This window comes from Bradyrhizobium sp. IC4059 (assembly GCF_020193615.1).
GTDB lineage: Bacteria > Pseudomonadota > Alphaproteobacteria > Rhizobiales > Xanthobacteraceae > Bradyrhizobium > Bradyrhizobium yuanmingense.
This window is the reverse complement of the sequence record NZ_JADYVH010000001.1, coordinates 845,627-862,490: the sequence shown is the minus strand read 5'-3', so window position 1 is coordinate 862,490 and position 16,864 is coordinate 845,627. Positions and strand designations below refer to the sequence as shown.

13 protein-coding genes are annotated in these 16,864 nt (G+C 66.1%); 5 read left to right on the top strand and 8 right to left on the bottom strand.

From position 1 onward, the window contains the following. Positions 1-62: 62 nt before the first annotated feature. The 8 genes from I6F12_RS04005 to hpaR form a co-directional block, all read right to left on the bottom strand. A complete protein-coding gene (locus I6F12_RS04005; protein ID WP_225155550.1) occupies positions 63-941 on the bottom strand; it encodes a transglutaminase family protein in 879 nt (292 codons plus the stop codon). Further along, on the bottom strand, positions 938-3,451 hold the full coding sequence (locus I6F12_RS04000; RefSeq protein ID WP_109144443.1) for a circularly permuted type 2 ATP-grasp protein: 2,514 nt from the start codon (positions 3,449-3,451) through the stop codon (positions 938-940). Before I6F12_RS04000 ends, I6F12_RS04005 begins: the two co-directional genes overlap by 4 nt. Positions 3,452-3,478: 27 nt before the next feature. Beyond that, entirely contained in the window at positions 3,479-6,748 is a 3,270-nt protein-coding gene (locus I6F12_RS03995) for a transglutaminase family protein (RefSeq protein ID WP_225155549.1), read from the bottom strand. A gap of 175 nt (positions 6,749-6,923) precedes the next feature. Further along, positions 6,924-8,228, bottom strand: coding sequence for a methyl-accepting chemotaxis protein (locus I6F12_RS03990; RefSeq protein ID WP_225155548.1), 1,305 nt, complete (start codon positions 8,226-8,228; stop codon positions 6,924-6,926). Next, the gene (locus tag I6F12_RS03985; protein ID WP_036006163.1) at positions 8,206-8,724 is read right to left on the bottom strand and encodes a PAS domain-containing protein; all 519 of its coding nucleotides are present in this window, start codon (positions 8,722-8,724) and stop codon (positions 8,206-8,208) included. Before I6F12_RS03985 ends, I6F12_RS03990 begins: the two co-directional genes overlap by 23 nt. A gap of 237 nt (positions 8,725-8,961) precedes the next feature. Further along, positions 8,962-10,485, bottom strand: a complete 1,524-nt coding sequence (locus tag I6F12_RS03980) for an altronate dehydratase family protein (RefSeq protein WP_225155547.1) — start codon at positions 10,483-10,485, stop codon at positions 8,962-8,964. A gap of 97 nt (positions 10,486-10,582) precedes the next feature. Then, positions 10,583-11,359: an aldolase/citrate lyase family protein gene (locus I6F12_RS03975; protein ID WP_100230151.1), complete on the bottom strand. Its 777-nt coding sequence runs from the start codon at positions 11,357-11,359 to the stop codon at positions 10,583-10,585. Between the two features lie 116 nt (positions 11,360-11,475). Next, on the bottom strand, positions 11,476-11,994 hold the full coding sequence (gene hpaR, locus I6F12_RS03970) for a homoprotocatechuate degradation operon regulator HpaR (protein WP_057027114.1): 519 nt from the start codon (positions 11,992-11,994) through the stop codon (positions 11,476-11,478). 111 nt (positions 11,995-12,105) lie between these two features. On the opposite strand from hpaR, the gene hpaH reads away from it, so the two are divergent. The 5 genes from hpaH to I6F12_RS03945 all read left to right on the top strand — a co-directional run bounded on the left by hpaH (position 12,106) and on the right by I6F12_RS03945 (position 16,849). Next, a complete protein-coding gene (gene hpaH / locus I6F12_RS03965; RefSeq protein ID WP_225139533.1) occupies positions 12,106-12,912 on the top strand; it encodes a 2-oxo-hept-4-ene-1,7-dioate hydratase in 807 nt (268 codons plus the stop codon). Between the two features lie 20 nt (positions 12,913-12,932). Further along, positions 12,933-13,331 (top strand): 5-carboxymethyl-2-hydroxymuconate Delta-isomerase, encoded by a 399-nt coding sequence (locus I6F12_RS03960; RefSeq protein ID WP_225139534.1) that lies wholly within the window; start codon positions 12,933-12,935, stop codon positions 13,329-13,331. Further along, the gene (gene hpaE / locus I6F12_RS03955; RefSeq protein WP_225155546.1) at positions 13,324-14,862 is read left to right on the top strand and encodes a 5-carboxymethyl-2-hydroxymuconate semialdehyde dehydrogenase; all 1,539 of its coding nucleotides are present in this window, start codon (positions 13,324-13,326) and stop codon (positions 14,860-14,862) included. The genes I6F12_RS03960 and hpaE overlap by 8 nt, the downstream gene beginning before the upstream one ends. Before the next feature lie 134 nt (positions 14,863-14,996). Further along, positions 14,997-15,980, top strand: coding sequence for a 3,4-dihydroxyphenylacetate 2,3-dioxygenase (gene hpaD, locus I6F12_RS03950; protein WP_109144450.1), 984 nt, complete (start codon positions 14,997-14,999; stop codon positions 15,978-15,980). Continuing rightward, positions 15,980-16,849 carry a fumarylacetoacetate hydrolase family protein gene (locus I6F12_RS03945; RefSeq protein ID WP_225155545.1) on the top strand — a complete coding sequence of 290 codons (870 nt, stop codon included), beginning with the start codon at positions 15,980-15,982 and terminating at the stop codon, positions 16,847-16,849. Before hpaD ends, I6F12_RS03945 begins: the two co-directional genes overlap by 1 nt. The last annotated feature ends 15 nt before the right edge of the window (positions 16,850-16,864 follow it).

Sequence of the window (16,864 nt, the reverse complement as noted above, 5' to 3'; positions counted from 1 at the left end):
GGTGGCATACGCCACTCCTGGGCATGTGGTTGTGCTGCATCGAAGAGGCTGACGTACCCACCCTACTCCACCAGCAGCACGTCGACGGCGACACCGAGCTTCTGCTTGGGCGAGCCGACGATGATGCCGTCGACCGGCGAGACGTCGGAAAAATCGCGTCCCATTGCGAGCACGATGTGATCGTTGCCGATGAGGAGATCGTTGGTCGGATCGAGATCGATCCAGCCAAGCTCGGGTCCGCACCAGAGAGACACCCAGGCATGGGTGGCGTCGGCCCCTTGCAGCCGCGGCTGGCCCGGCGGCGGAATGGTGCGCAGATAGCCGCTGACATAGGCCGCCGGCAGGCCGAGCCCGCGCAGCCCGGCAATCATGACATGGGCAAAGTCCTGGCAGACGCCGTGACGCTTGTCGAAGACTTCGTCGAGCGGCGTCGAGATCACGGTCGCCTTCGGATCGTAGCGGAATTCGCCGCGGATGCGTCGCATCAGGTCGACGGCGCCGGTGAGGATGCCCACGCCGGGCGGAAAGCTCACCCCGGCATAGGCGCTGACCGGGCGCAGCACCGGCACCAGGGGGCTGGCAAAGACATAACCGACCGGCGAGGACGGCCCGAGGCTGGTGGCTTCGAACGCGATGTCGCGGACGCTCTCCCAGGGCGGGCTGACCGCATCGCGCGCCGGCGGTCGGCGCGAGATCGAAACCCGCGAGCGCGAGTCGATGCGCAGATTGCGATGCGCGGCTTCGATCGTCACGCTCTCGGTCAGCGTGCCGAAGAAGTCGCGCCGCACATTGCGCTCGGCCGGGCGCGGTTGGATCTCGACCTCGTGCGAGATCAGATCCTGGCCGACGCCGATTCTGGGCTCCAGCCGCAGCGTGCAGCGGGCGAAGCTGACGGGATTCTCGTACTCGTAGGTGGTGACGTGACGGATGTCGTAGATCACGCCAGCCCCGTCAACTTTTCCGGCCGGCTGGCATTGGGACCGTGCGGGAAGTAGTGCTGCCCGATCGCCTCGCCGAGGCTGAGCAGATCCTGCTCCAGGGCGAACAGCGTCTTGACCTCGAGCTTCTCGGCCTCGGCGGTCGCGAGCATCGCCTGCATCGCCACGGCGAGACGCTGCGGTTTCTCGATCAGGCCATGCTCCTTCAGGCTCGGCAGCGCCGCAATGTGCTCGTTCAGCGTCGTCACCTGAAACGCCACCGAACGCGGATTGTAGCCGTCGAGCACCGCGAGGTCGCGCACCGGGGCCAGAATGGGCGCCAGCAGATAACGCGAGCGGTAGGTGATCTGGCAATCCACCAGCGTCAGCAGGATGTCGAGATCCTCGTCGCCGGCCTCGTCATAGGCGAACTGACGGGTGAAGCGCGTGGTGTTGATGGCGCGCTCGATGCGACGGCCGATGTCGAGGAAGCGCCAGCCGGCGGCGCGGTTCATGTTCTCCTGCGCGAGCCCTGCGAAGCTCGCCAGCTCCTGCAAGGTCAGCTCAGCGGCGCTCAGCACGCTGTCGTCGTCCTCCACCTCGATGGCGAGGCGCTCGGCCATCTCGGTGATCACCTGCCAGGCATCGGGCGACAGCCGCTCGCGCAAGGAGGTCGCCGTGCGCTGCGCCGCCCTCACCAACGACAGGGCCGAGCCGAAACGCTCCGCGCCCTGCAGCGCTTCGGCGACGATGCGCCCCGCGGCCGTGCGTGAGGATTGCGAGACCGCGCCCCAGGCCACCAGCAGGCGCTGGATGCGTTCGGCCGATTGCACCGAGGCCGCCGTGCCCTTGTTCGGCCCGCTCGGCGAGCCCAAGGCGCGCACCAGCCGCAGCGTCGCCTCGGCGCGCTCGAGATAGCGGCCGAGCCAGAACAGATTGTCGGCGGCGCGGCTCGGCAGCACGCCAGCGATGCGGCGGATGCGCACCTTGTCGGTCGCCGGCAGGAGCGTCGCGGTCGCGACCTGCTTGTCGGAGACGACCCAGACGTCGGCGGCGCGCGCGCCGTCGCCCATCGACACCGCGCGCGCGTCCGGCTGCTCGGCGATGCGGCAGAAGCCGCCGGGCATGATGGCCCAGCCGTCGGGCGTGGCGGCGGCGAACACGCGCAGCACGAAGGGGCGCGGCGTGAGCTGCCCGTGCTCCCACACCGGCATGGTCGAGAGCCGCACCACCTCCTGGCCGACATAGTCCATGCCGCGCGCGCTGATCGCATCGATCAGGCGCTGCCGTCCGCTGGCGTCGAGCTCGCTCGCGAGCACCGGACCATTGCTGTCGAAACCGGGAACGCCGCGCCGATAGGCGCCTTCGATCGCGACCTCGTCGAGCCGCGCCAGCACCTCGTCGCGCGCCACGCGCTGGCCGCACCACCAGGTCGCGATGTGCGGCATCTTCAGGTCTTCGCCGAGCAGGCGGCGGCTCAGGGCCGGCAGGAAGCCGAGCAGCGCCCGCGCCTCCAAAACGCCCGAGCCCGGCATGTTGGCGACGACGACGCCGTCCTTGCGCAGCACGTCGATCAGGCCGGGCACACCGAGCCGGGAGGAGGCATCGAGCTCGAGCGGGTCGAGCGAGTTGGAATCGACCCGGCGCAAGAGCACATCCAGCCGCTTCAGGCCGGCGACGGTGCGGATGTGGACGCGGTCGTCGCTGACCGCGAGATCGTCGCCCTCGACCAGCAGGAAGCCGAGATAGCGCGCCAGCGTCGCGTGCTCGAAATAGGTCTCGCTGAAGCTGCCGGGGGTGAGCACGCCGATCCTGGGCTCGTCGCGATCGGCGCGCGCGCGCAAGCTGTCGCGGAACGCCTCGAAGAACGGCGCGACGCGCGGCACGTTCATCGACTTGTAGAGATCGGAGAAGGCGCGCGACAGCACTAGGCGGTTCTCCAGCGCGTAGCCCGCACCTGATGGCGCCTGGGTGCGGTCGCCGAGCACCCACCAGCGGCCGTCGGGCCCGCGGCCGACATCGGCGGCATAGATCGAGAGATAACGTCCGCCGGGCGGCGGCACGCCGCAGACCGGACGGAGATATTCGGGACTGCCGGCGATCGCCGCGGCCGGGAGCGCGCCTTCGGCCACGAGGCGCCCCTCGCCATAAATGTCGCGCAGCACGCGCTCGAGCAGCTCGGCGCGCTGGGTGATGCCGGCGCAAAGCTGCTGCCAGTCGGCCTCGTCGATCAAAAGCGGCAGATGGCTGATCGACCAGGGCCGGTCGGCGCTATCGCCGGGCGCGCGGTAGGTGACGCCGGCCTCGCGGAGATGGCGATCGGCCATGCCGAAGCGGCGCTCGATCTCGTCGGGCGCCAGCGCGCCGAAGGCGTCGAAGAAGCGGCTCCAGACCGCGCGCGGCGCACCGTCGGGCCCCAGGAACTCGTCGGGGATACCGGGCAGGCGGCTATAGTCGCGGACCCACTGCGCAATCCGCTGCTGGGCATTTGCCCTGCCCGCCTGGTCGTTGTCTTCGGCTGCGCCCTCGCCCATGGGCCTTTCCCTCCCCCACCATCATACTCATTGCAGGAGCGGGGTCCGCAAGTCGAGGGTCAGCGGAAATTCATTTGTGCGTTCCTCAGGCGGCGGCTGCATCGGACCCGGGGTGTGGCCGTGGTCCTGGAAGCGCGCCAGCCGCCGGGCCTCGGCCTCGTAGGTATTGACCGGCTTGGTGTCGTAGTTGCGCCCGCCAGGATGGGCGACGTGGTAGACGCAGCCGCCGAGCGAGCGGCCGTTCCAGGTATCGATCAGGTCAAAGGTCAGCGGCGCGTGCACGGGGATGGTCGGGTGCAGGCCGGAGGCCGGCTGCCAGGCCTTGAAGCGGACGGCAGCCACAGCCTCGCCGGAGCGGCCGGTCGGGGTCATCGGCAGGCGGCGGCCGTTGCAGGTGACGACGTGGCGGCCCTCGACGAAGCCTTCGGCCTTGACCTGGAGCCGCTCGACCGAGCTATCGACATAGCGCACGGTGCCGCCGGCCGAGCCCTCCTCACCGAGCACGTGCCAGGGCTCCAGCGCCTGCCGCAGCTCCAGCGTCACGCCGCCATGGTGGATGCGGCCGAAAGCGGGGAAGCGGAATTCGAGCTGGGCCAGATACCATTCCGGCTCGAACGGATAGCCCGATTGCTTGAGCTCGCAGAGCACGTCGAGAAAATCTTCCCAGATGAAATGCGGCAGCATGAAGCGGTCGTGCAGCGCGGTGCCCCAGCGCACGAACTTGCCGCTCAGCGGCTCGCGCCAGAACTTTGCGATCAGCGCGCGGATCAGGAGCTGCTGCGCCAGCGACATGCGCGGATCCGGCGGCATTTCGAGCGCGCGGAATTCGACGAGGCCGAGCCGGCCCGTGGGTCCTTCCGGCGAATAGAGCTTGTCAATGCAGATCTCGGCGCGGTGGGTGTTACCGGTGATGTCGACCAATAGATGCCGGAACAGCCGGTCCACCAGCCAGAGCGGCGTCTGGTAGCTGGGCGGCGGCACGTGCGAGAGCGCGATCTCGAGCTCGTAGATGCTGTCGTGGCGCGCCTCGTCGATGCGCGGCGCCTGGCTGGTCGGGCCGATGAAAAGACCGGAGAAGAAATAGGACAGCGCCGGATGGCGCTGCCAATACAGCACCAGGCTCTTCAGAAGATCGGGCCGGCGCAGGAACGGCGAGTCCTGCGGTGAGGAGCCGCCGACCACGACGTGATTGCCGCCCCCGGTGCCGGTGTGACGGCCGTCGACCAGGAAACGGTTGGCGCCGAGGCGGACCTTGGCCGCATCCTCGTAGAGGCCGGTGGTGATCTCGACCGCATCGCGCCAGCTCTTGGCCGGCTGGATGTTGATCTCGATGACACCGGGGTCGGGCGTCACCTTGATCACCTCGATCCGCGGATCGAACGGCGGCGGATAACCCTCGACATGAACCGGAAGCTGCATCTCCTCCGCGGTGTCCTCGAGCGCCGAGATCAGCTCGAGATAATCCTCGATGCGCTCGACCGGCGGCATGAAGGCGCAGATTACGCCGTCGCGGATCTCCACGGCCATCGCCGTGCGCACGGGTATAGCGGTGTTGAGATGCTCGGGGGCCGTACGCGGCGGCGATGGCGGACGCGCCATGCGGGTGAACACCGGCAGCCTGCCCCGCGGCTCCATCGGATCCTGCTCGACGATGTAGGGATATTGGTTGGGCGGGACGTGACCGAGCGAGCCGATCGGCAGGCGCAGGCCGAGCGGTGAATCGCCCGGCGTCAGGAACAGATGATTGCGCCGCAGCGGCCAGCGTTCGCTGCGCCAGCGCGGCGGCGCATTCCAGCGCTGGATCGGCAGCACGAAGCCGCGCGGCGTATTCAGACCCTGATCGAACACCCGCGCCATCCGTGCCCGCGCTTCGGGATCGGACAGCTTGGAATCGGTGGGATCGACGTTGACCGGAAGCTCCGCTTCCTTCTGCAGCCAATAGGCGGGATCCTCATAGGCCGGCATGATGTAGCCGAGGTCGACGCCGAGCCGCGCCGCCGTGCCTTCCATGAAGGCCTCGGCATCCTTGACCTCCGGTCTCCTGGGCTTCTCGATTCTGGCAATGAGGTTGGCGTTCTTCCAGATCGGCACGCCGTCCTTGCGCCAGTACAGGCCGAAGGCCCAGCGCGGCAGGCTCTCGCCCGGATACCATTTGCCCTGGCCGTAATGCAGCAGCCCGCCCGGCGCGAAGCGCGTGCGCAGGCGGCGGATCAGATCGTCGCCGAGCGCGCGCTTGGTCGGGCCGACGGCCTCCGTATTCCACTCGCCCGCCTCGAGATCGTCGACCGAGACGAAGGTCGGCTCGCCGCCCATGGTGAGGCGCACGTCGGCGCTGGCGAGATCGCCATCGACCTGCTCGCCGAGATCGTCGAGGCGCGCCCAGGATTCGTCGGAGAACGGCTTTGTGATGCGCGGCGCCTCGCGGATGCGCCTCACGCTCATGTCGAAAGAGAACTCGACCTCGGCAAAGCCGGCCCCGCCGGAGATCGGCGCCGCCGAACGGTAGTGCGGCGTGGCTGCGACCGGGATGTGCCCCTCGCCTGCGAGCATGCCCGAGGTCGCGTCGAATCCGATCCACCCCGCGCCGGGCAGATAGACCTCGGCCCAGGCGTGCAGATCGGTAAAATCGTTCTCGACTTCCGGCGGCCCCTCGATCGGATCGATGTCGGGACGGATCTGGACCAGATAGCCCGAGACGAAGCGGGCGGCGAGCCCGAGATGGCGCAAGGTCTGGATCAAGAGCCAGGCGGAGTCGCGGCATGAGCCTGCGCCGGAGACAAGCGTCTCCTCCGGCGTCTGCACGCCCGGCTCCATGCGGATGATGTAGCGGACCTTCTTTTGGATCTCGCGATTGAGGTCGACCAGGAAATTGACCGTGTTCGGAGCTTCGTGCGGGATGGTGTCGAGGAACTTGGCGAACAGGCGATCGGGCTTGATGGTCTCGAGATAAGGCGCGAGCTCCGTCTTCAGATCCTTGGGATAGTCGAACGGAAAGCTGTCGGCATAGGGCTCGACGAAGAAGTCGAACGGGTTGACCACCGTCATCTGCGCCGTGAAGTCGACCTCGAATTTCAGCTCGGTGGTCTTCTCCGGAAAGACGTAGCGCGCCAGCCAGTTGCCCTGCGGATCCTGCTGCCAGTTCACGAAATGATTGGCCGGCGTGACCTTGAGCGAATAGCTCAGGATCGGCGTGCGCGTATGTGGCGCCGGTCGCAGCCGGATGGTCTGCGGGCCAAGGTCGATCGGGCGGTCGTATTTGTAATGCGTGACGTGGTGTAGCGCGACGTAGATCGACACGGGTTGCGGTGCTCCAGCAGCTTTTTTGAGCAGAACACCGGAGGTGAACGCGATCAAGCACTAACAACGGGCACGGGATGCCTAGGTAAGGTGCGGGGCGGGTGATGGTGGTTGTTATTGGGCCGCGCCGGCGAGGCTCTTCCCTTCTCCCCTTGTGGGAGAGGGTTTGAAAGCCCTACGCCGCCGAGGTCAGCCTTTGCAGGAATTGGGTCACTTCGCGGCGGAGCGTCTCGACTTCGCCGTGGACGCGTTCGGAGGCGTGGTTGACGCGTGCAGCGACGCGGCCGGTGTCGGCGGCGGCCTCGCTGATGCCCGTCACGTTGGAGGAGACCTGCGAGGTGCCGGCGGAGGCTTCGTGAACGTTGCGGGCGATCTCGCGCGTCGCCGCGCCCTGCTGCTCGATCGAGGCGGCAATCGAGGCGGTTATGCCGTTGATCTCGGCGATGGTCTGCGAGATCGCCTCGACGGCCGCGACCGAATTGGTGGTCGATTGCTGCATCTCGCCGACCTTGGCGCTGATCTCTTCGGTCGCCTTGGCGGTCTGGTTGGCGAGGCTCTTGACCTCGGAGGCCACCACCGCGAAGCCGCGGCCGGCGTCCCCTGCCCGCGCCGCCTCGATGGTGGCGTTGAGCGCGAGCAGGTTGGTCTGCGAGGCGATCTCGCTGATAAGCTTGACGACGTCGCCGATCTGCATCGCGGCGTCCGCAAGGCTCCGGATCTCGCTGCCGGCGCGATTGGCTTCGTTCACCGCCCGTCCCGTGCTCGCGGTCGAGCCGGCCACCTGGCGATTGATCTCGGCGATCGACGATGCGAGCTGCTCGGCGGCGCTGGCGACAGTGGCGACGTTGCGCGAGGCCTGGTCGGACGCGGAGAGCACGCCGGAGGTTTGCAGGCTGGTCTTCTCCGCCGCCGCCGCCATCTGGCCGGCATCGGATTCGAGATCGGTCGCGGCGCCCATCAGCGTGCCCGCAACCTGATCGAGATGCGTGCCGAACCGCCTGGCGAGGTCCGCGATCTCGACGACGCGGCGGCCGAGACTGTCGGTGCCGGCATTGATGACGGTCGCCGAGCGGCGGAACGAGCCGGGCAATCCGCGCGCCAGGATCTTGCGGAAATACTTGCCGCGGCTGGCATACTCCATCGACGCCGAAGCTTCCCGCTGGAACGCATCGGTAATGTCGAGCATGTCGCTGACCGATCTCTGGATGGCGCCGATGCGCCCGGCCTGCCGCTCACTGAGGATGCGCGCCTCGAGATCGCCGCCCGCCGCCTTGCGGCACACAGCGGCGACCTCGTCGACGGCAATCGCGGTGCGGTGCTGGCACCAGACGGCATAGCCGGAGAGCGCGATCGTCGCGCCGAGAGAAGCGGCACTCGCGATCCCGGTCATGCCGAGAAGCGAGAGAACGAACGCAAGGACGGCAAGACCACACGCGAGCGCGGTTGCTCCCTGCGCCTTAGAGAGAGAGCACAAATTCATCGTAACCGACACCCTGTTGCTTGAGCAGCCCGACCATCGCCTCGAAGCTCGCCTGCATGCCCTCCTTGGCGTTGGCATGCCGCGCCTCCTCAGTGCACAGCGTCTTGTAGATCGGCTTGATGCGCTCGATCTGCGCAGGATCCGGCTTGCGACGGTTGGAGTGATAGCCGACGATGTTGCCGCGCTCGTCGAATGTCGGCGTGACGTGGGCGAACACCCAATAGTGACTGCCGTCCTTCGCCAGGTTGACGACGTAGGCGAAGATCTCCTGCTTGGACTGCAGCGTGTCCCAGAGCAGCTTGAAGACGGCGCGCGGCATGTCGGGATGGCGGATCAGGCTGTGGGGCGCGCCCATCAGCTCCTTCCACGAGTACTTCGCCATGCGGATGAAGACGTCGTTGGCGTAGGTGATGCGGCCTTTGAGATCGGTCTTCGATACGATCAGCTCCTCCTCACCGAGGAGATTTTCCACCCCAGTGGGACGTATCGCTTGCATCGGCTCGATCCTCAAATCACGCCGGCCCCACCACGCTGTGAAGCCGCATCGCCTCCTGTCTACGGCAACAGTGTTAACCAGGTGTAAGCCGGGAACTTCTCACGGGAGGCGCCCACCTCCGTATCATTACTTAGCGAACGGCCGTTGCATTTCGGATCGCCACACGCGCTCCGATTCCGGTTGCGATCATCGGATACCGGCGGCGCTTGATTGGGTTGCGCGGCGATGCTCGCGCGACTACATCGTCGCGCCGAGCACCCAGGGCGCGAACTCGGCGCCGCCGAAATCGAAGCTCTCGCTCTTGGTCGGCTGGCCCGAGGCGGTCTTGAGGATGAGATCGAAGATGCGCTGGCCGCATTGTTCGACGCTCTCCTCGCCTTCGAGGATGGTGCCGCAATTGACGTCCATGTCCTCTTCCATGCGCCTGTACATGGGCGTGTTGGTGGCGAGCTTGATCGACGGCGCCGGCTTGCAGCCGAACACACTGCCGCGGCCCGTGGTGAAGCAGACGAGGTTGGCACCTCCTGCGACCTGCCCGGTCGCGGCCACGGGGTCGTAGCCGGGCGTGTCCATGAACACGAACCCCTTCTTGGTGACGGGCTCGGCGTAGCGCAGCACCTCGACGAGGTTGGTGGTGCCGGCCTTGGCCATCGCGCCGAGCGACTTCTCCAGGATGGTGGTGAGGCCGCCGGCCTTGTTGCCGGGGCTCGGATTGGCGTTCATCTCGGCGCCTTCACGTGCGGTGTACTCGTCCCACCAGCGCATCAGGTCGACCAGCTTCTCGCCGACCTCGCGGCTGACCGCGCGGCGCGTCAGCAGGTGCTCGGCGCCGTAGGTCTCCGGCGTCTCCGACAGGATCACGGTGCCACCGTGACGCACGATGAGGTCGCTGGCTGCGCCGAGCGCAGGATTGGCCGATACGCCGGAATAGCCGTCCGAGCCGCCACATTGCAGCGCCACGGTGAGCTCGCTCGCCGGCACCGTCTCGCGCTGGACCTTGTTGGCGTCAGTCAGCGCCTCGCGCACGAAGGCGATGCCGGCTTCGACCGTCTTGCGGGTGCCGCCGACCTCTTGGATATCCATCGCGCGCAGGCGGCCGGCAAGCTTCTGCTCTTCCATCAGGCCGCCGATCTGGTTCACCTCGCAGCCGAGACCGAGCACGATGACGTGGGAGAAATTGACGTGCCGGGCATAGCCGCCGAGGGTGCGGCGGAGCAATGCAAGCGGCTCGTTCTGCGTCATGCCGCAGCCGGTCTTGTGGGTCAGCGCGACCACGCCGTCGACGTTGGGGAAATCGGCGAGCGGATTGTCGCCGGTGAAGGGATTCTTCTTGAAGACGTCGGCGACGAGGCTGGCGACATGCGCGCTGCAATTCACCGAGGTGAGGATGCCGATATAGTTGCGTGTGGCGACGCGGCCGTCCGGACGGCGGATGCCTTCGAAGGTCGCCGGCAGGTCGAAGTTCGGCGTGGGCTTGACGTCGGCGCAATAGGCATAGTCCTTGGCGAAATCACCCATTCCGCAATTCTGCACGTGCACGTGCTGGCCCGGCGCAATCGCTTGCGTGGCAAAGCCGATGATCTGACCGTAGCGCCTGATCGGCTCGCCTTCGGCGATCGGCTTGATCGCGACCTTGTGGCCGGAGGGGATGCGGTCGACCGTGGTCACGCCGTCGGCCACCAATGTTCCCGGCGGCAGGCTCGCGCGCGCGATCACCACACCATCATCGGGATGCAGGCGGATGACGGGGCTGATGGTCATGGCGGGTCTCCTTTGGAGGCGAATAGCGAATGGCGAGTGGCGAATGGAAAAGGGAGTAGCCCTATTCGCTACTCCCCATTCGCCATTCGCGAGTTTCTCAGGCCTTGCCGCCCGATTCCTTGCGGGTGGCGTTCACCTGCATCTTGGCGTAGGTCGTCATCAGGCCGACTTCATTGGACAGCGTCACCAGCTTGAAGCCCATGTTGATCGCGCGCGCCGCGCCTTCGGCGCCGCTGCAATGGATGCCCGGGTTGAGGCCGCGCTTGCCGCACTCCTTGATGATCTTCTCGTAGATCGCGAGAATCTCGGGCTCGCTGCGGTCGAGCTTGGGCTCGAGGCCATAGGAGAAGCCGAGATCGGACGGGCCGATATAGACGCCGTCGATGCCTTCGACGTCGAGGATCGCTTCCATGTTCTCGACGGCGGTCCGCGTCTCCATCATCGGCAGCAGCACGATCTCGTCGTTGGCCGTCTTCTGATAGGAGCCGGCGGTGCCGTACATGCCGGCGCGGATCGGGCCGTTGGAGCGCACGCCCTTGGGCGGATATTTCGAATAGGAGACCAGGTTCCGGGCTTCCTGCGGCGTGTTGACCATCGGGCAGATCACGCCATAGGCGCCGCCGTCGAGCACCTTGCCGATGATGCCGGGCTCATTCCAGGGCACGCGGACCATCGGGGTGACCGGATGCTTGTCCATGGCCTGGAAGCACTGCACCATCGAGAGATAGTCCTGCACGCCATGCTGCATGTCGACCGTGACGCTGTCGAAGCCGCATTGCGCGATCATCTCGGCCGAGAAGCCGGAGGGAATGGCAAGCCACGCGTTGACGACCGCCTTGCCCGACTTCCAGATCTCTTTGACTTTATTGGCCACGTTGCCTTTCCTTCCCTGTTGCTCTCACTTCGCCGCGGATCGGGTTGGGCCGCACTTTGAGCGAAAAAAAGCGTCAATGTCCATGGCTCTCGCCGCGCACGCACGCATATCAGGGTTCATCCCTCCGCGAGGGTATCATCGGTGCTGCCGAGCCCCGCAAGGCTCCGTTCGAGTTCGCCGAGCATCTCCTGCAATTCGGCGAGCTTGCGGGCGCCGAAACGCCGCGTGATCTCGGCATAGATCGCCTCCGACGTCGGCGCGACCGAGGCCATCAGCTTCAGCCCCTCCTTCGAGATCGAGACCATGCTGCGGCGCTGGTCCGCTTTCGCCGTCTTGCGCTCGATCAGGCTGCGCGCCTCGAGGTCGCGCAGGATGCGCGACAGGCTCGGCCCGAGCAGGAACGCGGTGCGCGCGAGTTCCGTGACCTCGACCGCCTCGATCGCCGCCAGTGCGCGCAGGATGCGCCATTGCTGCTCGGTCAGGCCGTGCTCGCGCAGCGAGGGACGAAACTGCCGCATCACAGCTTCCCGGGCCCGCAGCAGCGACATCGGCAGCGAACGCGAGAAATCGCGCATCGGCACCTGGCGCGTAGCAGGCGGGTGACCGTTGACGGGATCGGCGGATTTCTTCGTCATGACGCCCTTTCAAGCCGCAAAACGTTTGCAGTGCAGCAAGCCGAATTTGTGTTTGACGCATTCACTTAACATGTTAAGTATCTCGCGGCACCACGATTTGTAAGATCACAAATGGCGCTTTCCAACGACGATATCCAAGCTTGTGCGAGGCGTCTGCACCAGGCGGAGAAGACCCGCACGCAGATCCGGCAGCTCTCGCAGGACTTCCCGGACATCAGCATCGCGGAGGCCTACGCGATTCAGAAGGCCTGGGTCGACGTCAAGATCGCCGAGGGGCGCATGGTCAAAGGCCACAAGATCGGCCTGACCTCGAAGGCGATGCAGAGCGCGCTTGGCATCGACGAGCCGGATTCCGGCGTGCTGCTCGACGACATGTTCTTCGCCGATGGCGGATTGGTGCCGACCGAGCGCTTCATCGCGACGCGCGTCGAGGCCGAGCTCGCCTTCGTCATGAGCAAGCGCCTTTCTGGGCCCGACTGCACGCTATTCGACGTGCTCAACGCCACCGACTTCGTGGTGCCGGCGCTGGAGATTTTGGATACACGGATCGAGCGCGTCGATCCCAAGACCAAGGCGACGCGAAAGATCTTCGACACCATCGCCGACAATGCGGCGAATGCCGGCATCGTGCTCGGGGGGCGGCCGATCCGCCCGCTGGATGCTGACCTGCGCTGGATCGGAGCGCTGTGCTTCAAGAACGGCCAGCTGGAAGAGACCGGCCTTGCCGCCGGCGTGCTCAACCATCCCGCGACTGCCGTCGCCTGGCTCGCCAACAAGATCGCCCCGCTTGGGCTGGCGCTCGAGCCGGGCCAGGTCGTGCTCGCCGGCTCGTTCATCCGTCCGATCGAGACCCGCAAGGGCGACACAATCCAGGCCGATTATGGCGCCTATGGCTCGGTCAGCTGCTACTTCGCCTGAAGACAGGGAGTGAAACCGCGATGCCGCATTTCACCATCGAATATTCGGCCAATCTCGACGGCCGCCTCGACATCGCCGCGGTGTGCGAGGTCGTGCGCAAGGCAGCTAGCGAGACCGGTATCTTCCCGCTCGGCGGCATCCGCGTTCGTGCCATCCGCTGCGAGCACTATGCGATTGCGGATGCAAAGCAGGATTACGGCTTTCTCGACATGGTGCTGCGCATCGGCGAGGGCCGCGACCTGCCTACCCGCCAGAAGGCCGGCGAGCACGTCTTCCAGGCGCTCTCAAGACATCTCGATCCCGTCTTCGCCGCCAGCAAGTTCGCCCTGTCGTTCGACATGCAGATCAACGACAAGGACACCAGCTGGAAGCGCAACAACATTCACGACGCCCTGAAAGCGGAGACCGCTCATGGATAAGCCCACGCCGAAAGCCGATCTGTTCCAGGCCAACCGTGACCGCCTCGCGCCGCTTTTGAAGACTCTGCGCGCGGACGGCATCGGTCACATGACCGACGGAAAGACCGTCGCCTCGATCTCCGGCGAGACGTTCGAGACCAGGTCGCCGGTCGATGGTGCCGTGCTCGCCAGTGTCGCGCGGGGCAAGGCCGAGGATATCGACGCGGCGGCGACTGCGGCTGCGCTCGCCTTCAAGTCCTGGCGCGACATGGGTCCGGCCATGCGGAAGAAGCTGCTGCATCGGGTGGCCGACGCGATCGAGGACAATGCGGAGGACATCGCGGTACTCGAATGCATCGATACCGGGCAGGCCTATCGCTTCATGGCCAAGACCGCGATCCGCGCCGCCGAGAATTTCCGCTTCTTCGCCGACAAATGCGCAGAAGCTCGCGACGGCCTCAACACGCCGAGCGACGAGCATTGGAACGTCTCGACGCGGGTGCCGATCGGCCCGGTCGGCGTGATCACGCCATGGAATACGCCATTCATGCTCTCGACCTGGAAAATCGCCCCGGCGCTTGCGGCCGGCTGCACGGTCGTGCACAAGCCGGCCGAATGGTCGCCGGTGACGGCCTCCATTCTCGCCAGGCTCGTCAAGGAAGCCGGCGTCCCCGACGGCGTGCTCAACACCGTGCACGGTTTCGGCGAGGAAGCGGGCAAGGCGCTGACCGAGCATCCCGCCATCAAGGCAATCGGCTTCGTCGGCGAGAGCGCGACCGGCTCGGCCATCATGATGCAGGGCGCGCCCACGCTGAAACGCGTGCATTTCGAACTCGGCGGCAAGAATCCGGTGATCGTGTTCGACGATGCCGATCTCGACCGCGCGCTCGATGCCGTCGTGTTCATGATCTACTCGCTCAACGGCGAGCGCTGCACCTCTTCCAGCCGCCTGCTGATCCAGCAGAGCATCGCGAAAGAATTCGTGGAGAAGCTGACGGCGCGGGTGAAGGCGCTCAAGGTCGGCCATCCCCTCGATCCCGCCACCGAGATCGGCCCGCTGATCCACGAGCGGCACTTGGCAAAGGTCTGCTCGTATTTCGACGTGGCGCGCCAGGACGGCGCGACGATCGCGGTCGGCGGCAAGGCCTATGACGGGCCCGGCGGCGGGCATTATGTCGAGCCGACACTGGTGACCGGGGCGCACGGCAAGATGCGGGTGGCGCAGGAGGAGGTGTTCGGGCCGTTCCTCACCGTGCTGCCGTTCCGCGACGAGGCGGACGCGGTCGAGATCGCCAACGACATCCGTTACGGTCTGACCGGCTATGTCTGGACCAATGACATGGGACGCGCGCTGCGCGTTGCCGATGCGCTGGAGGCCGGCATGATCTGGCTGAACTCGGAGAATGTCCGCCACCTGCCGACGCCGTTCGGCGGCATGAAGGCTTCAGGCATCGGGCGCGACGGCGGCGATTATTCGTTCGACTTCTACATGGAAACCAAGCACGTCTCGCTGGCGCGGGGCACGCACAAGATTCAGAAGCTGGGAATTTAGCGGCGGTGTCATTCCGGGGCGGCCCGAAGAGCCGAACCCGGAATCCATCGAGCAGCAGAGTTGGTGGATGAATGGATTCCGGGTTCGTGCTTCGCACGCCCCGGAATGACGAAGCCGAGAGAGGGGAAACGCACATGCCGGTACCGCAACACGTCTTCGAGCCGCCGTTCAACATCATTCGCTCGAGCCACGTCGTGCTCGACGTCACCGATTTGAAGCTGAGCCGCGAGTTCTACGAAAGCATGGTCGGCCTGCATGTCGAGGACGCGGACGACGAGGTCGTGTACCTGCGCGCGGCCGAGGAGCACCAGCATCACTCCCTGGTGCTACGGAAAGCCGCCGCGCCGGCTTGCGCCCGGCTCGGCTTCAAGGTCGGCAACGACAAAGATCTCGACAAGGCCGCCGCGTTCCTGTCCGAGAACGGCCTCGCCTACGCCTTCGTCGACCAGCCGTTCCAGGGCCGCACGCTGCAATTCACCGATCCCTTCGGCTTTAGAATCGAGCTCTACGCGGCGATGGAGCGGCGGCCGCATCTCTTGCGCCGCTACGACCTCTATCGGGGCTGCCACCCGCAGCGGCTCGACCATTTCAACGTCTTCGCCGCCGAAGTGCAGGACACCATGGAATTCTACGCCCGGCTCGGCTTTCGCCTCACCGAATATGCCGAGGAGGACGGGCCGGACGGGCGCATCGCCGCGGCCTGGATGCATCGCAAGGGCAATGTCCACGATTTCGCCATCACCAACGGCAAGGGTCCGCGGCTGCACCATTTCGCCTATTGGACGCCGACGGCGATGAACATCATCCATCTCTGCGACGTCATGGCTTCGCAGGGCTTCGTGAAGAACATCGAACGCGGTCCGGGACGCCACGGCATCTCGAACGCGTTCTTCCTCTATGTGCGCGATCCCGACGGACACCGCCTCGAGCTCTACACCAGCGATTATTTCACCGGGGACCACGACCACGAGCCGCTGCGCTGGTCGCTGCGCGATCCGCGCCGTCAGACGCTGTGGGGCGCCCCTGCCCCGCGTTCCTGGTTCGAGCAGGGCTCGCCGTTCACGGGGCAGGCCGTGCGCGAGCCGAAATTCGTGGCCGATGTGCTGGTGGCGGATTGATGAAGCTGCCTCGTCTCGCCACCTATTCCGTCAAGGGTGATGTCAGCTATGGCGCCGTCCTGGAGGGCGGCATCGTCAATCTCTCCGCGCGTCACGCCAGAGACTATCCCACGCTGCGCGAGGTGATCGCTGCGGGCAAGCTGATCAGCTTTGCCGAAGAGGCCGCCGGCCGCAAACCGGATCACGCGCTCACTGAGATCACCTGGCTGCCGCCGGTCCCGGCGCCGGAGAAGATCATCTGCATCGGCGTCAACTATCCCGACCGCAATGCCGAGTACAAGGACGGCCAGGAGGCGCCGAAATATCCGAGCATGTTCATGCGCTCGCCCCGCTCCTTCGTCGGCCACGACACGCCGCTGGTGCGCCCGCGCGCCTCCGCGCAGCTCGATTATGAGGGCGAGATCGTGCTGGTGATCGGCAAGCCAGGCCGGCATATCCCCGAAAGCACAGCGCTCGATCACATCGCGGCTCTGACACTGTGCAACGAGGGCTCGGTGCGCGACTGGCTGCGCCACGCCAAGTTCAACGTGACGCAAGGCAAGAACTTCGATTCCAGCGGCAGCCTCGGCCCGTGGCTCGTGCCCTACACGCGGGAATCGCAGGTCGCCGACATCAGGCTCACCACGCATGTCAACGGCGAGCTCAGACAGGATGATCGCACCAGCCGGCTGATGTTTTCGTTCCGCTATCTCCTGAACTATATCTCGACCTTCGCAACCCTCGTCCCCGGCGATATCATCGTCACGGGCACGCCGACCGGCGCGGGTGCGCGGTTCGATCCGCCGCGATATCTGAAGCCCGGCGACATCGTCGAGGTCGAGGCCGAGGGGATCGGACGCTTGCGCAACGGCGTGGTCGACGAAGCCTGAACAACAAGCGAAATG

Bases quoted from the DNA above. Each gene is read 5' to 3' on its own strand.
- hpaE (WP_225155546.1), top strand. From the start codon at position 13,324: ATGGATAAGCCCACGCCGAAAGCCGATCTGTTCCAGGCCAACCGTGAC.
- I6F12_RS03980 (WP_225155547.1), bottom strand. From the start codon at position 10,485: ATGACCATCAGCCCCGTCATCCGCCTGCATCCCGATGATGGTGTGGTG.
- I6F12_RS04000 (WP_109144443.1), bottom strand. From the start codon at position 3,451: ATGGGCGAGGGCGCAGCCGAAGACAACGACCAGGCGGGCAGGGCAAAT.
- hpaH (WP_225139533.1), top strand. From the start codon at position 12,106: ATGGCGCTTTCCAACGACGATATCCAAGCTTGTGCGAGGCGTCTGCAC.
- hpaD (WP_109144450.1), top strand. From the start codon at position 14,997: ATGCCGGTACCGCAACACGTCTTCGAGCCGCCGTTCAACATCATTCGC.
- I6F12_RS03945 (WP_225155545.1), top strand. From the start codon at position 15,980: ATGAAGCTGCCTCGTCTCGCCACCTATTCCGTCAAGGGTGATGTCAGC.
- hpaR (WP_057027114.1), bottom strand. From the start codon at position 11,994: ATGACGAAGAAATCCGCCGATCCCGTCAACGGTCACCCGCCTGCTACG.
- I6F12_RS03960 (WP_225139534.1), top strand. From the start codon at position 12,933: ATGCCGCATTTCACCATCGAATATTCGGCCAATCTCGACGGCCGCCTC.
- I6F12_RS03985 (WP_036006163.1), bottom strand. From the start codon at position 8,724: ATGCAAGCGATACGTCCCACTGGGGTGGAAAATCTCCTCGGTGAGGAG.
- I6F12_RS03990 (WP_225155548.1), bottom strand. From the start codon at position 8,228: ATGAATTTGTGCTCTCTCTCTAAGGCGCAGGGAGCAACCGCGCTCGCG.